Source organism: Neosynechococcus sphagnicola sy1, assembly GCF_000775285.1.
Taxonomy (GTDB): domain Bacteria; phylum Cyanobacteriota; class Cyanobacteriia; order Neosynechococcales; family Neosynechococcaceae; genus Neosynechococcus; species Neosynechococcus sphagnicola.
In genome coordinates this window covers 29,012-44,423 of the sequence record NZ_JJML01000022.1, presented here as the reverse complement: position 1 = coordinate 44,423, position 15,412 = coordinate 29,012, and the positions used below count along the sequence as shown (strand labels likewise).

11 protein-coding genes and 4 pseudogenes are annotated in these 15,412 nt (G+C 53.2%); 10 read left to right on the top strand and 5 right to left on the bottom strand.

What is annotated here, in order from left to right; translation table 11 throughout:
* The 3 genes and pseudogenes from DO97_RS10960 to DO97_RS10950 form a co-directional block, all read right to left on the bottom strand.
* Nucleotides 1-755: Rpn family recombination-promoting nuclease/putative transposase (locus DO97_RS10960; RefSeq protein WP_052128635.1), on the bottom strand; the 755-nt coding region annotated here is incomplete at its 3' end.
* Nucleotides 756-1,051: 296 nt separating this feature from the next.
* Nucleotides 1,052-2,610 (bottom strand): annotated as a pseudogene (gene ndhD1, locus DO97_RS10955) (photosynthetic/respiratory NAD(P)H-quinone oxidoreductase subunit D1).
* Between the two features lie 98 nt (nt 2,611-2,708).
* Complete coding sequence (locus DO97_RS10950; protein ID WP_036533317.1) at nt 2,709-4,805, bottom strand: NAD(P)H-quinone oxidoreductase subunit 5; 2,097 nt, start codon at nt 4,803-4,805, stop codon at nt 2,709-2,711.
* Between the two features lie 108 nt (nt 4,806-4,913).
* On the opposite strand from DO97_RS10950, the gene DO97_RS10945 reads away from it, so the two are divergent.
* The 8 genes and pseudogenes from DO97_RS10945 to DO97_RS23150 all read left to right on the top strand — a co-directional run bounded on the left by DO97_RS10945 (nt 4,914) and on the right by DO97_RS23150 (nt 11,093).
* Nucleotides 4,914-5,480 (top strand): helix-turn-helix domain-containing protein, encoded by a 567-nt coding sequence (locus DO97_RS10945; protein WP_052128634.1) that lies wholly within the window; start codon nt 4,914-4,916, stop codon nt 5,478-5,480.
* Nucleotides 5,447-5,620 (top strand): hypothetical protein, encoded by a 174-nt coding sequence (locus DO97_RS23905; protein ID WP_156120533.1) that lies wholly within the window; start codon nt 5,447-5,449, stop codon nt 5,618-5,620. Before DO97_RS10945 ends, DO97_RS23905 begins: the two co-directional genes overlap by 34 nt.
* 37 nt (nt 5,621-5,657) lie before the next feature.
* Nucleotides 5,658-6,722, top strand: a pseudogene (locus tag DO97_RS31110) (hypothetical protein).
* Between the two features lie 162 nt (nt 6,723-6,884).
* Nucleotides 6,885-8,303, top strand: coding sequence for an 8-oxoguanine deaminase (locus tag DO97_RS10935; protein WP_036533316.1), 1,419 nt, complete (start codon nt 6,885-6,887; stop codon nt 8,301-8,303).
* Between the two features lie 3 nt (nt 8,304-8,306).
* Nucleotides 8,307-9,269, top strand: coding sequence for an MFS transporter (locus DO97_RS10930; RefSeq protein WP_036533314.1), 963 nt, complete (start codon nt 8,307-8,309; stop codon nt 9,267-9,269).
* A gap of 17 nt (nt 9,270-9,286) precedes the next feature.
* Nucleotides 9,287-9,538, top strand: a complete 252-nt coding sequence (locus DO97_RS10925) for a hypothetical protein (protein ID WP_036533312.1) — start codon at nt 9,287-9,289, stop codon at nt 9,536-9,538.
* A gap of 266 nt (nt 9,539-9,804) precedes the next feature.
* Nucleotides 9,805-10,644 (top strand): S-layer homology domain-containing protein, encoded by an 840-nt coding sequence (locus DO97_RS23155; RefSeq protein WP_052128633.1) that lies wholly within the window; start codon nt 9,805-9,807, stop codon nt 10,642-10,644.
* Nucleotides 10,635-11,093 carry a hypothetical protein gene (locus tag DO97_RS23150; protein WP_036533310.1) on the top strand — a complete coding sequence of 153 codons (459 nt, stop codon included), beginning with the start codon at nt 10,635-10,637 and terminating at the stop codon, nt 11,091-11,093. The genes DO97_RS23155 and DO97_RS23150 overlap by 10 nt, the downstream gene beginning before the upstream one ends.
* Before the next feature lie 18 nt (nt 11,094-11,111).
* Here the strand turns inward: DO97_RS23150 and fghA are convergent, their stop codons facing one another.
* Entirely contained in the window at nt 11,112-11,960 is an 849-nt protein-coding gene (gene fghA / locus DO97_RS10910) for an S-formylglutathione hydrolase (protein WP_036533307.1), read from the bottom strand.
* A 74-nt stretch (nt 11,961-12,034) separates the two neighbouring features.
* Nucleotides 12,035-13,145, bottom strand: a pseudogene (locus DO97_RS10905) (S-(hydroxymethyl)glutathione dehydrogenase/class III alcohol dehydrogenase).
* Between the two features lie 183 nt (nt 13,146-13,328).
* On the opposite strand from DO97_RS10905, the pseudogene DO97_RS10900 reads away from it, so the two are divergent.
* A pseudogene (locus DO97_RS10900) lies at nt 13,329-14,637 on the top strand (Nramp family divalent metal transporter).
* A gap of 369 nt (nt 14,638-15,006) precedes the next feature.
* A complete protein-coding gene (locus DO97_RS25065) occupies nt 15,007-15,384 on the top strand; it encodes a hypothetical protein (protein ID WP_036533305.1) in 378 nt (125 codons plus the stop codon).
* Nucleotides 15,385-15,412 lie beyond the last annotated feature (28 nt).

The window sequence follows — 15,412 nt, the reverse complement described above, 5'->3', positions numbered from 1 at the left end:
CCTTCCTGATAAACCCTGGTTTGGGTAATGGATTCTGCTAACCCCAGCATCTTGGCGATTTCCTCCCGGCTAGACTCAGAAAACTTGTAGACCATTATCGTCTCAATTAACTCCAATAGTACTCCCTGCGGCAGCCACGGCTCACCTTGCTCAACCTGCGTCAGGAGTTTACGGGCTTGCTTCGCCGCCTGCCTGCGAGACGCCACCACTAACCTCACTAAATTAATGCCGGGTAATCCCGAGTCTGGGGGGAGTTGATTTAAGTAGATGCGCTCCACTTGATCGCTCTCTAATAGTGAGACATAGGCCAGCTTCTGCTTCGGTTCAATGGATCGCCGTGCCAAAATTACCACTGCTTTCCAATGACGAATCCTGGGATTTTGAGCCAGAAATAGAAAAATTTCCGCAAACAAACGCCGATAAAGATCTGGATCAAGCTGAAACTGGACTTCTACAAAATAGATTGGCAAGTCTGGATCAGAAGCCGGGGGCAAAAAAATCCCATCCAGTCGGAAGGCGGTTTGCTTAACTTCCACGGATTGGAACTGATAGGGAACCGGCGGAGAATCTCCCAGCAATTCAAACAGCAAATGAGGAGCCGTGGAGAATAAGCGATAAAACAGAGAATCGGTTTTCAATCGGGAGATGACTGAAGATGGCTCAATTGTATATCCAGCAAGGAACACCCCTGAAGCCTGATCTCTCTCTGCACCGGGAACCATCAGAGGATGTTTTAAAAGGGTCAGGTCGAGCATCACAAATAACCTGTACTGATGATCGCAATTCCCAAAGCCCCGATTTTCTCCTAGCTGTTTCTCAGTAGTCCAGGTAGTTCAGGCTACGCTGGGTATCCCTTGATCATGCACCCCACCCTAACCCCCACCTTGGTAAGGGGAGGGAAAAAGAATCCATTTTCCTTCGGGATAAAAAAACGAGGCTACTGAATTCAGTAGCCTCTTTTAATGTTGTCCAGTGAGGTTGTCCAGGATTTACTGGCCAATAACTGGGGCGTGCAGCATCGGCATGGTTTCCAGTCCCAGGGAGTGCATGGCTAGGGCTGGAGGGGGGGGGTAAGTTGTTTTTGAACCACTGCCGGGATAGACGCCCGCAGTCGTGCGGTTAATTGCATGGTTTTGCTGTCGTAGATCTGAGTCAGGAGTTTGGGATAGAACCCAATTCCGATAATGGGAACCAGCAGACACCCAATAATAAAGACTTCACGGGGTTCAGCATCCACGAGGGCTTCGTGGGAAATTAGTTCCTGATTTTCGGGGCCGTAGAAGATTTCCCGCAACATCGACAGCAGATAAATGGGCGTCAGAATCACGCCTACAGCTGCCAGCAGCACCACTGGCATTTTGAAGAAGGTACTATAGGCGTCACTGGTGGCAAAGCCAATAAAGACCATAAGCTCGGCAACAAAGCCGCTCATGCCGGGTAAGGCCAGGGAAGCCAGGGAACAGGCTGTAAACATGGAGAAAATCTTCGGCATCTTCTGCCCAACCCCCCCCCGATCTCATCGAGCATCAGGGTGTGGGTGCGATCGTAGGTAGCGCCCACCAAGAAGAAGAGGCTGGCTCCAATTAAGCCATGGGATACCATTTGTAGCACCGCACCGCTCAGCCCCAGATCGGTAAAGGAGGCAATCCCAATCAGGACAAAGCCCATATGGGAGATCGACGAATAGGCAATCTTGCGTTTGAGATTACGCTGGGCAAAGGAGGTGAGAGCTGCATAGATGATGTTCACAACCCCCAGAATTACCAGCACTGGGGCAAACAAAGCATGGGCATCGGGGAGCATCTCCATATTCATGCGCACCAGAGCATAACCCCCCCAGTTTTGAGGAGAATTCCTGCTAGTAGCATATGAACTGGGGCTGTGGCTTCGCCGTGGGCATCGGGGAGCCAAGTGTGCAGGGGAATAATCGGTAGCTTGACACCGTAGGCAATGATGAATGCAGCATAGAGCCACATCTGAAAGGCGATGGGGAAGTCCTTGGTCATCAGCGATCGCATATCAAAGGTGACCGTATCGCCATAGAATGCCATGGCTAAGGCCGCCACCAGAATGAACAGGGAACCGCCTGCGGTGTAGAGAATAAACTTAGTGGCCGCGTAAAGCCGCTTTTTACCCCCCCCAGATAGCCAGCAGCAGATAGACCGGAATCAACTCCAGTTCCCAAACCAGGAAAAACAGCAGCATATCCTGGACGGCGAACACAGCGATCTGGCCGCCATACATCGCCAGCAGCAGGAAATAAAACAACCGCGGCTTTAGGGTCACGGGCCATGCCGCTAAGGTTGCCAGGGTGGTAATAAAACCTGTGAGCAAAATCAGGGGCATGGATAGACCATCTGCCCCTACCGTCCAATTCAGATCGAGCTGGGGCACCCAAGCATAGCTTTCCACCAACTGCATCTCAGAGCTGGAAAGGTCGTAACGGGTGTAGAAGGCATAGACCAGCAGCGCAAAATCGAGCAGGCCAATAATTAACGCATACCAGCGGATGGTTTTGCCGTCTTTGTCCGGGATGATCGGGATCAGCAGGGAGGCCCCGATGGGAAACAAAATGGACGTGGTCAACCAAGGAAAATCTGCGATGTTCATCGTCCGGTAGATAGGGAGTTTGAAAGTCTGGAATTTTGCAACGTGAGCTTTGCCAAAACGGGGAATCATCCCCTCGTCATCAGCGCCAATTTTTGCATTCAGGTCACAGTCGAGAGAATTACCAGACCCAGAACTGTTCCAAATACTATCAGAGCGTAGAATTGTGCCCGACCATTTTCCAAATATTTTAGACCTTCCCCCGTAATCAGGGTCACTAGGCCGGTGAGGTTGACCAGCCCATCCACCACCCGGTAGTCAACTTCCATGACTTGCCGTGCCAGTCGCCGCACCCCGCGAATGAAAAGCACCTCATAGACCTCATCAAAGTACCACTTGTTCTTCGAGAGCTGGTACAAGGGTTGAATTTTGGCCGCGATCGCCCCTGGGTCAATCTTGTGGGTCAGGTACATCAAGATGGCCAGACTAATCCCAATCAGGCCAATGCCGACAGAACTTCCGGCCATGGTTAAAAACTCAGTCCAGTCAAATTCAGCCGCCGCTGCTTCGTGAACTGCCGCCATGGTTTCGGGATGGATAAATGCCTCAAAGTAGTTATTGAAGGGCATCCCCACCAGTCCAATCAGAGCGGAGGGCACTGCCAAAATCAGCAGCGGTAAGGTCATCGAGATCGGCGCTTCATGGGGGAACTCACTGTGGGGATGATGATCGTCACCATGATCTGAGTGAGCCTGATGAGCATGGCTGGTTTCGGGGGCTACGGTTAGCTCTCGGGGATCCATCGCCCCCGGCCCAAAGGCTAAACCTAAACTTTGGAGTTTCTCCGCCTGAAGTTGGTGACGAATCGCGGACTCATTACCCCGGAAACTACCTTCAAAGGTGGTGAAATACATCCGAAACATATAAAAAGCCGTAATCCCAGCTGTACCCCAGCCAATTACCCACAGCAGGGGATTGGCTGCAAACACGGAGCCTAGAATTTCATCTTTAGACCAAAACCCAGCGAAGGGGGGAATCCCACAAATCGCCAAGGTTCCCACAAAGAAGGTGAGGGCGGTCAGGGGCATAAACTTGCGCAAACCCCCCATCATCCGCATGTCCTGGGCATAGGTGGCGTCATGACCCACTACGGCTTCCATGCCGTGAATCACCGCTCCTGATCCCAGGAACAGCATCGCTTTAAAAAACGCATGGGTCATCAGGTGAAATAAACCAGCTCCATAGGCTCCCACTCCCATTGCCATCACCATGTAGCCCAACTGGGACATGGTGGAATAGGCAAGACCTTTCTTGATGTCATTTTGGGTGATGGCAGTGGTGGCTCCGACAAAGGCCGTCACGGCTCCCGTCCAAGCAATCACATTCATCACGGCGGGAATACCTTCAAACAGCGGGAACATGCGGGCAATCAGAAACACCCCTGCCGCCACCATGGTTGCCGCATGAATCAGGGCTGAAATCGGTGTCGGGCCTTCCATGGCATCGGGGAGCCACACATGGAGGGGAACTTGAGCCGACTTCGCTACGGGGCCGAGAAAGATCATGATGGCAAATAATAGGGCTAAGCCACTACTAATACCGCCGGTGCTCACCAGCTCTTGCAGGCGATCGCCCGTGGTGACAAAGTCAAAGCTCCCCGTTGCCCAGTAAAGACCTAGGATGCCCAAGAGGAGGCCGAAGTCACCGACGCGATTGGTGACAAATGCCTTTTGGCAGGCATCGGCAGCCGCTTGACGGTCAAACCAGAAACCAATCAGCAGGTAGGAACACATCCCCACCAGTTCCCAAAACACATAGATTTGTACCAGGTTGGGGCTGATTACTAAGCCCAACATGGAGGAGCTGAATAAACTCAAGTAAGCATAGAAGCGAACATAGCCAGGGTCATGGGCCATGTAGCCATCGGTATAAACCATCACCAGAAAAGCCACCGTGGTGACAATCACCAGCATCAGGGCGGATAGATGGTCAATGGTATAACCCATCGTGAGATGGAAGTCTCCGGCTGCCGCCCAATCAATGCTTTGGTAGTAGGGCGGATGGCCTTGAATCTGACTCCAGAGCAACCCGAAGGATAGCACCATCGCGGTTCCCAGAAGAGAGACGATAAAAATAGAATTACCTTGACGCAGATGATTAACAGTCTGGTTAAAAGAGATAAGACCTAAGCCGACGATCATGGCACCTGCCAGCGGCAGAACGGGAATCAGCCAGGCATATTGATAGATTGCTTCCATTGATTGTGCTTACTCTCTTTATTTTGCTGACCTGCAAAAACACCTTACATTCTGGCACAGACCTAGCCTGTCAATCGTGTTACTAGCGAACATCCACCTGAAGAATCCATGCCTCATCCAATTGATTTAAATAGAACCCAACAATTACAGGACTGGATGCAACAGGCCGGAATCGCCAGTTTCCGGGAACTCAGTCATCAGGCGGGGGTGTCGATGTGGCAGATTCAACAGCTGCGGCGAGGCGAGATCAGGCAGATGCGACTGGACCCTCTCCATAAGTTGAGTCTGGCCTTGCAGGTAGGGTTGCCAGAATTGTTCAGCCGCTTCTCTGGGTCGATGTCCTTCTCAGACTCACCGGAGGACACCATTGCCAACCTCCAACGGCAAATTCTTGCCCTCCAGCAAGAGTATGCCCATCTCCAGCAACAACTGGCCCAGCAGCAACAAACCCTCCCCCAGGAATTACAGCGGGAAGCCCTTCAGATTTTGGAAACCTGGATGCTTTATTGGCCGACCGCTGCCCATGCGGTTCGGTCTGATCCGCAGTTTGCCGCGACCAAGTTACTGCCTCTGCTCCAGCCTCTGGAGAAGCTATTGGCCCACTCGGGGGGTGCGATCGCTCGACCCCCGTTGCCGCTGAGGTGGACTACGATCCCCGCCACCATGACTTACTAGAAGGCATTGCCCAACCGGGCGATCGCGTCACCATTTGCCATGCTGGTTATTACCATGGCGATCGCTTACTGTTCCGTGCCAAGGTCAAGCCCACCTACTCGCCCCTGCCCCCCAGCTCACCGATGGATTCAGGGGACTGATAAGAGATAATGGGTCGGCAATGCTGCGATTTTGTCTATGCCTTCCCTGACTTCACCGCCGACAGACCCTGTGCAGACGGTTCTCGCCAATGACCTAGACTTGAACTTTCAACTGCCCGATCCAGCAGATGAGCAAGTCTCCGAGGGCACTTTTTTGCAGCAGCTGGAAACAGCCTGGCAGGTGTGCGATCGCTTTGATCTGCAAACGGATATTTGGCGGGGGCGGATTGTCCGTGCCGTGCGCGATCGCGAGAAACGAGTGGGCAATGGCCGGGGAAACGGGCGTTTCTCAACTGGCTTAAAGACCGGGAGATCAGCAAAAGCCAAGCCTACTCGCTGATTGAACTGGCGGACAGTGCCGATACGCTGTTAACCGAGGGCTATCTGGAACCCAGCTCCGTCAATCGTTTTAGCAAGCGTGCCTTCGTGGAAACCGCCCAAGCGGCTCCGGAAGTCCAACAAATGGTCTGCGATCTTGCCAAGGAATCAGAAGCAACCGGGCACCCCCGTCCCAAAATTACCCGGCGCGAAGTTCGGCAGTTGTCCGATGAATGGACGGCTATGAGTTCTGACCTGCTCCCCGAAACCGTGCGAGGATTGGCGGCTACCAATGTTCTCCCCCCCCGGCTATCTGGCACCTTTGGTGCGGGAAATGACCAAACTGCCCCCCGCTCATCAGCAGGAACTCCAACAGGCGATCGCAGAGAATCCAGACATTGACACCCTGAAGCAAGCAACCAGTGAGGCTCGCTACCTGTCGAAATATTTAGATGCTGCCGCTCAAGTGCAAGCCCTGAGTCACGGATCGCTAGATCTAGAAACGGCCCTCGAAGAAGCCCTACGGATTGGTTGCCTGAATTCTGCGGCGGAATTGGTGAGTCAAGCGGCTCAACTGGAGCAAACCATGGTCAAACTCCACCTCACCTGGAAGCGCATCCATAACCTCAGCGATCGCCTCTATGTCGATACCGGAGCCAGCACCCCCCAGTTGCGGGTGTTGTTAAGTTGTTTACAACGGTTATCGGGAGAGATCCTGGAAGTAGAGTTGGGAAGTTCTCAAACCATCCGACTGCAAATTCTGACAATGCCAGCGGAGTCCTGAAAAGAGAGTCAAACTTCCAAGAAGCTGGTCAAGCCCACCCGCCCACCCCGTTGTGGCATCGTTTTACGCAGTCAACCAGCCTTGGTTCTCAGGAGCTATCTGAGGATGAATATGACGAATATAGGGAATAATTAGGGGAGTTCAGAAAATCACCCCAAAAACATGCGTACCCTGCTTGCTAAAAACGCTGAAGTTCTCGTCACCATGGATGGGGAACGGCGGGAGCTGAAGGATGCCGGGATCTACGCCGAAGATGGCATGATCAAGCAGGTTGGCCCCATGTCCGAGTTGCCTGGGACGGCGGACACCGTGGTCGATTGCTCGGGTCAGATTGTCCTCCCTGGGTTTGTCAATACTCACCATCACCTGAACCAAACCCTGACCCGGAACCTACCCGCAGCACAGAATAACAATCTCTTTCCTTGGCTAAAAGGGCAGTACCGCATTTGGGCAAACACCACGCCGGAGGCCTCGCGACTGAGTGTTCTCATCGGCTTAGGGGAACTGGCATTGACAGGTTGCACCACGGTCTTTGATCATTCCTATATTTTCAAAAATGGTAATTCGGTGGATTGTCTGATCGACGCTGCGAAAGAGATCGGGGTGCGGTTCCATTGCAGTCGCGGTTCCATGTCCCTGGGAGAGTCGAAAGGGGGGTTGCCGCCGGATGATTGCGTCGAGGATGAAGACTTGATTATGAAGGACAGTATCCGGGCGATCGAGCGATATCACGACCCCTCCGTAGGTGCCATGACCCGCATGGTTATCGGCCCCTGCTCGCCCTTCTCGGTCACCCCAGGGTTGTTAAAGGAATCCGCTCAGTTGGCTCGCCATTATAAAGTTGGACTCCACACCCACCTGTGCGAGACCTTTGATGAAGAGCGCTTCACCCTTGACCGCTTTGAACTCCGGCCAGTGGATTGGATGGAAACCTTAGACTGGCTGGGGGACGATGTCTGGTTTGCCCACGCCATTCATGTGGATGATGACGAAATCCAGAAGTTCTCCCACACAGGCTGCGGTGTTGCCCACTGCCCGAACTCGAACATGCGGTTGGCATCGGGAATCTCCCCGATCAAAAAATATATGGCGGCTGGGGTGAAGGTGGGTCTGGGTGTGGACGGTTCGGCTAGCAACGATTCCTCCAACATGTTGCTTGAGGTGCGTCAGGCGATGCTGCTGGCGCGGTTAAAAATGGGATTACTTCCGCCTGAGGGGCCGCAGAAATACTTTTTCCTTTCCCAATCTCATCCGAAACGTGCCGGAGAATGGATGACAGCCCGCGAGTCCTTAGAAATTGCTACCTTGGGGGGGCCAAAGGTGCTGGGCCGCGATGATGTCGGTTCCCTCGAACCGGGCAAGTGTGCAGACTTCTTCACCATCAAACTCCACACCATTGACTATGCCGGAGCCCTCCATGATCCCGTTGCAGCGGTCGTGTTCTGTGCCCCGCAGAAAGCAAATTACACCGTCATCAACGGTCGGGTGATTGTCGATCAAGGCCGGATCGCCACCGTCGATATGGAACCTGTGGTGCGACAACACAATCAGTGGTGCTTCCGCATCGCTAACCAGACCTAAGCTATGAGCAAGATCAACCGTCATTTTGGCTGGGCAGCCTCGGAAACCTTTTTCGTCGTTAGCATTCTGATTGCCGTTCTATTTGCCCTACTCTCCGAGAGCATTGCCGCTGAGCTACATCTGGACACCGCCCAACTCGGGCTCCTCAGTGGCGCATTCTTTATCACCTATGCCATCAGTCAACTCCTGTTTGGCATTCTTTTGGATTACCTCCCGCCGCGTCTGCTGTTAGCAGCTACGGCGACGGTGGCGGCGGTAGGCGCTTTTCTGTTTAGCGTCAGCACCGGGATGACGGGAGCCTTGATTGGCCGCATTCTTTTGGGGGTGGGACTGTCGAGTACCTTTGTCGGCATGATGTACCTAGTCGGACGCACTTATCCCGACAACTTCGCATTTATGTCCTCCCTGGGTCAGAGCCTTGCCAATGTTACGGGGGCGGTGCTGGCGATTGTCTGCGGATTATTTCCCTTGCTAGGGAGTTTTCGTCTGCCATTCCAGATTATGGGGGTACTCCTGGGAATCAGTGCCATTCTCCTGCTGACCTTTGTCGGCAAGACCTCTCAGGCAACATCCGCCGAAAGTCCACCGAAAATCTCGCTCTGGGCCGCACTGGCGATCGCCGTGGGCAACCTCCAATTCTGGGCAGCTCTCGTCTATTACACGGGGCTCTTTGGCACCTTACTGGCGTTTGCTGACCTTTGGAACATTCAATTCCAGATTGACTTTTTCAAACATGCTGCTCAGCAAGCCGGATTGATGAATGCGATGATTCCACTGGGTGTTACCGTTGGGTCATTATTGGCTGGGGCATGGGCCAGAAAAACGGGGAGTTTTGTCTTCCCAGCTCGTGCATTTGGCTTTTTTTCACTGTTTTTGTTCGGTGTGATGCTGGCGATCTCCCTTTCCCAGGGACTGGCAACGCTGATGTTTTTTCTCCTGGGCTTTGGTCTGGGGGGTCGATTCTAGGGTTTTCTGCCATCCAATTGCACCTACCCAATGGAGCCAAGGCACTGGCTACGTCCCTGGTGGCAACGGCATCCTGTGTGTTTGGTGGGTTAATTCAACCGTTTATCGGGGCGGCGATCGGGGCTCCACACCGGGGCACAGATTTAATTGCCAAGGTGCTCTCAGATAATCCAGATTTTGCCGCTTACCAAAGGGGGATGCTGTGGTTAGCCAGTGCGGTTGCGGCGGCGGCTATTGCCAGTTTGTTCTTCAAGAATTCCCCAAAGTAATTACTGTTGATGTCTGCTAATGACTACATCGGCGAGCCTCTAGCGGCGGGCTAAATGCTGTGGAACGGATCAAGCCGAATTTATTCCGGCTGCGATCGCCGGGATCTTGTAGCAGTCAAGACTGGGAATTTTCCACCCTCAAATTGAATGATACAAGTCGAACATTGGCCTAGACATGATTTCAAACGCCTCTCTGTCATCCTGACTGAAGGAACCTTTTAGCTAACGTCAGAGACGTTGTAACTATGTTTTTATGGAATCGAAGTATGAGCAATTGTCTACGTCATCGGTCAGCTCCAACTGCCTTGGTGATCTTTGGTATGGCGGCAACGGTCCTGCCACCCTTGCTCATTTCTAGACCTGCGGTTGCAGCCAATTTCTCAGATGTGGCATTTAACTACTGGGCACGTCCCTTCATTGAACGCTTGGCAGATAAAGGCATCATCAAAGGCTTCCCGGATGGTACGTTTCAGCCCGATAAGCCAGTGACCCGTGCTGAGTTTGCCGCGATGATTCGGCAGGGATTTACGAAGTCTCAAGTGCGTTCCCGGCGAGACTTCACCGATGTACCTGGAAGTTACTGGGCAGCCCCAGCCATTGAGCAGGCTTACACCACTGGCTTTATGTCTGGCTATCCCGATGGTGAATTTCGTCCCAGTCAACCCATCCCCAAGGTACAGGTGCTGGTCTCCCTCGCAGCAGGCTTAGATCTCACCCCCACTGGCACAGCAGCCAAGATTCTACAGGTCTATAAAGATGCTGCCCAAATTCCCGACTATGCCACCAATGGCGTAGCCGCAGCAACCCAGAAACGCATTGTCGTCAACTATCCGGATCGCCAGTTCCTGGAACCACAGCAAACCGCGACCCGTGGAGATGTTGCGGCCTTTATATATCAGGCTCTGGTCAGTCAGGGGCAGTTGAGTGCCTTGCCCGGTCAGGAGGCAGTGAACCAGTATATTGTTGGCAGTGCAATTACCGGGGGGCATCCCCCGACAACCCAGCCAATGACCCCAATGATCCCCAGAGTGCCCCGCTTCAGCTTGACAAGGGTACCAAGATTAACACCTCCTACCTGGATCAAGCCAACAACAGTGTGCGTCTGATTCTGGCCCCCGGAGACACGGTGAATGCCACCTTGGTGGTCAGTGAGCCTGTCCGTAATGACAGGGGCCAGGTGGTCATTCCCAAGGGCAGTCGCCTCAAGGGGCAATTCAAAGCCGTGATGGGGAATGGGGCTCCCGGTGCTCGCTACATTGCTGATCGGGTAGTGATTGACAATCGCACGTTTACCATTCGAGCGGTCTCCAAAGTCAGAGCTGCCACCCGTGAAATTACTCAGCAAACTGTTCGGGGTGGCGTAGCCACAGCCACAGCCCGTCAGGTGCTCAGGAGCTTATTTGGCGATCGCGTGGGCAGTCTCCTCGCAGGAATTTTAGGAGAACCAACAAATTCCAGGACAGGAACCCTTGATCGATTGATTATTTTCAATCCGGAAGATTTGCAGTTGACCTTGGCAACGGATTGGGTACGATCTGAAAATCTCCAGAAATAAGCACGAATCAGGCGATCGCTAACGGAGCGCCATGGCATGGTGACGTAGGTGATCGGCAATGAAGGTGGCAATGAACGAATAACTGTGGTCGTATCCCTCTTGGCGGCGCAGGATTAACTCCTTCCCAGCTTGAGCACAGGCTTGCTCAAACACCTCGGGCAGCAGCTGCCCCTGGGGCAAAAACGGGTCTGCGGTTCCTTGATCAATCAATATCGGTTGGTTCCAGGCAGAATGGATCACGATTTGACTGGCATCGTAGGCTTGCCAAGCCGTTGAGTCAGTGCCCAGATATCCCCGGAATGCTTTTTGTCCCCAAGCGCAACCCATGGGTGCGGCAATCGGGGCAAAGGCCGAGACCGAACGGTAGCGATCGGGATTACGAAGGGCACAGATCAAGGCACCATGGCCGCCCATGGAGTGACCCATAATCCCCTGGCGCTGGCGATCGCCGGGGAAAAAGGCTGCCATCAGTGCTGGCAGTTCCTCCGTGACGTAGGTGTACATGCGATAGTGGGCATTCCAGGGATCGGTGGTGGCATCTACATAGAAGCCAGCTCCGGCACCAAAATCCCAGGTTTCGGTCTCACCGGGAAGGCCGAGATTGCGGGGACTGGTATCGGGAGCCACCAGGATCAACCCATACTGGGCAGCAAACTGTTGTGCCCCCGCCTTGATCATGAAATTCTCTTCCGTACAAGTCAATCCCGAGAGCCAATAGACGATCGGTAAGGTCGCCCCTGTCGCTTGGGGTGGCAGGTACACTGAAAACCGCATTTCGGTTCGACAAACGTCTGAGAAATGACGGTAAAAGCCGATGGTGCCGTCAAAACAGCGGCTCTGGCTGGTGCATGTCGGCAGGATTGTCATGTTCTATTCACTAAAAGTTGACAGACCCAGAGGGTGTGCAGAAAGCTTGCAGGGGGAGTGGGTGGAGCAAGGTACTAAAAGGTGACCACCGTGCGAATCGAGAGTCCCTGATGCATATAGTCAAAGGCATCATTAATCCGCTCTAAGGGCACCGTATGGGTGATCAGACTATCGATCTGGATTTTGCCCTCCATATACCAATCGACGATTTTCGGCACATCCCGACGACCCTTGGCCCCCCCAAAGGCAGAGCCTTTCCAAACTCGTCCGGTTACCAGTTGAAAGGGGCGGGTACTAATCTCTTCCCCTGCTCCGGCAACACCAATGATGACGGACACCCCCCGAACCCTTGTGACAACACTCCAAGGCCTGCCGCATCACGTTGACATTGCCAATGCATTCAAAACTATAGTCAGCACCGCCATCGGTCAGCGCCACCAAATAGGCTACCAGATCCCCTTCCACCTCCTGAGGGTTCACAAAGTGGGTCATGCCAAATTTTTCGGCCAGCCCTCGTTTGGCTGGGTTCATATCCACCCCAATAATCTGGCTGGCCCCAACCATCCGGGCTGCCTGGATCACATTTAATCCAATGCCCCCTAAACCAAAAACGACGACATTGGCACCGGGCTCCACCTTAGCAGTGTTGATGACCGCACCAATACCGGTGGTGACACCGCAGCCGATCAAGCAAACCTGATCAAAAGGAGCATCTTCACGAATTTTGGCAACGGCAATTTCAGGCAGAACCGTGTAGTGAGCAAAGGTCGAGGTTCCCATATAGTGATGGATCTTCTGCCCAGATTGGGAGAAGCGGCTACTGCCATCGGGCATGACACCCTGACCTTGGGTCGAGCGAATGGCTTGACACAAATTGGTTTTGCCGCTGAGACAAAATTTGCACTGACGACATTCCGGGGTGTAGAGAGGAATGACATGATCACCAGGTCTGAGACTTCTGACCTCAGGCCCCACCTCAACCACCACCCCAGCCCCCTCATGACCCAGGATGGTAGGAAATAGACCTTCGGGATCAGCCCCGGAGAGGGTGTAGGCATCGGTGTGGCAAACCCCCGTGGCTTTGAGTTCAACCATCACTTCTCCCGCCTTAGGGCCTTCTAGCTCCACCATTTCAATCTTCAATGGCTGACCTGCTTCCCAAGCAACGGCTGCGCGCACCTCCATACCCTGACTCCAGTAAACTGCACCATAGCTCAATTCTATGGGGCAATCTGAGACCTTGTTTGCACTCAAGCTTGTTTTAAGGGTCGAGAGAGGAGGAGAAAGCCGAGATTTGAGTCGGACGGGTTCTCAACTCGCTGCCAGGGACGGGCTAAAATTGTGAAAAGATTATGAAAAGAATCAATCATGTCTCCCGCTAACCGCAGACCTAGCCTGTCCGAAGTCCACCGCTCCATTCCAATCCCCAAGGACAGCAATTTCTGGCGAAAAATGTTGGCCTATGCAGGGCCAGGATATTTGGTATCCGTGGGCTATATGGATCCGGGTAACTGGGCCACCGACATTGCTGGAGGGGCTCGGTTTGGTTACACGCTGTTGACGGTGATTTTGCTCTCAAATTTGATGGCAATTCTCCTGCAATCGTTGTGTGTGCGGTTGGGGGTGGCAACGGGGCGGGATTTAGCCCAGACTTGTCGCGACTACTTTAGTCCCCGTCTGAACTTGGTGCTGTGGGTACTCTGTGAAATTGCGATCGCAGCCTGTGATTTAGCAGAGCTATTAGGCAGTGCGATCGCCCTACAACTGCTGTTTGGCTTACCGCTAATTTGGGGAGTCTGCATTACAACCCTTGATGTCCTGGTATTGTTGTTGCTGCAAAGCAAAGGATTTCGCTATGTAGAAGCCTTGGTGATCATGCTGGTCGCAACCATTGGCATTTGTTTTACAGCGGAAATTATCTTCTCCCGACCCGATGTCGGGGGGGATTTTGTTTGGCTATCTGCCCCAGCCCAAGATCCTTGCCAACCCCGAGATGCTCTATCTTGCTATCGGCATTTTGGGGGCAACGGTGATGCCACACAACCTATATTTGCACTCCTCCATCGTGCAAACACGGGCTTGGGAACCCACTGCCGAAAAACGCTGGGAAGCCATTAAGTTTGGCACTATTGATTCCACGGTGGCGCTATCATTTGCACTGTTGATCAACTCCGCGATTTTGATTGTTTCTGCTGCCACCTTTCACTTTTCTGGTTATCAAGGAGTGGCAGACATTCAAGATGCCTACCGGCTCCTTTCCCCACTGTTGGGAGTCGGTGCTGCCAGTGCCATCTTTGGTTTGGCTCTATTGGCCTCCGGGCAAAGCTCAACCCTGACCGCCACCCTAGCAGGCCAGATTGTCATGGAAGGTTTTTTGCAACTGCGATTGCCCCCCTGGTGCCGGCGGCTGGCGACCCGACTGCTGGCTATCATCCCTGCGTTGATTACCATTGTTTATTTTGGTGAGCAAAGTACGGGCAGTTTGCTGGTTTTCAGTCAAGTGATTTTGAGCTTGCAGCTCTCCTTTGCAGTGATTCCCTTAGTGATATTTACCAGCGATCGCCGCTTGATGGGGGAGTTTGTCAATCCCTTATGGCTGAAGCGACTGTCATGGTTTGTGGCACTGCTGATTGCGGGGCTGAATCTTTGGCTCTTGGTGCGCACGGTCATGGGTTAGCGTCTCAAAGGAGAAAGATAAGTCGATATGATATAGCCATCGTCCAAAGTATTGTGGCAATGGCACCACAGGCAGCCTCCCAGTATTAGCATTTGACCGTTGGAATCCTGTCCTGAGCTGCCTCACCAGTGCTATATCTTTCCTAACTGACAATCCTGCCATGGAAGAGTCAATGAGTCGCCTGTGTTTTGATTTAGATCAAAGCTCCTTCTTTTGTGACGGCCCTAGTTACCTGATCCTGTCTCACAGTTTGGGGGGCTGTAGTTTTGAGGAGTTTTTGCCGGGGTCATTACCGGGGCAACACAGCCGATCGCAAAGCCTTGATGCAGCAGGGGGTGTACTTGCCCCTAGGGTTTCGGGGGGGATTGTATGCTCGACGATGCCCTGATTCTGGTTGGTGACCTGACACCAGAGGAAGCCAGGGTTGGGATCAAAGCATTCAACTGGAAATTAAATATCCCCTGTGGGCAACTCCTGATCTTCTGTGGCGGTGAAGCCGATGATGAATATCTCAGGGAGACTCTAAATCAGCAGCAGGAGCAGCATCAAGGCTTTGCATGGGTAAATGTACCCCCCCGGCGAATATCTCACGGAACTCTACGCTACCCCCCAACGCTTTATCCTCCGGCTATCGCCCTTAACGGCAGCCCCCCCCAATGCCAACCCTTGAAGGTGGCTGGATTGAACTCCCGTCCCTTTGGCGGTTTTTTTGATCAAGACAACAGGGAAGATCCTGATGATGCCTAATGCACCCTGTTCCCATCCACAGTCCCAA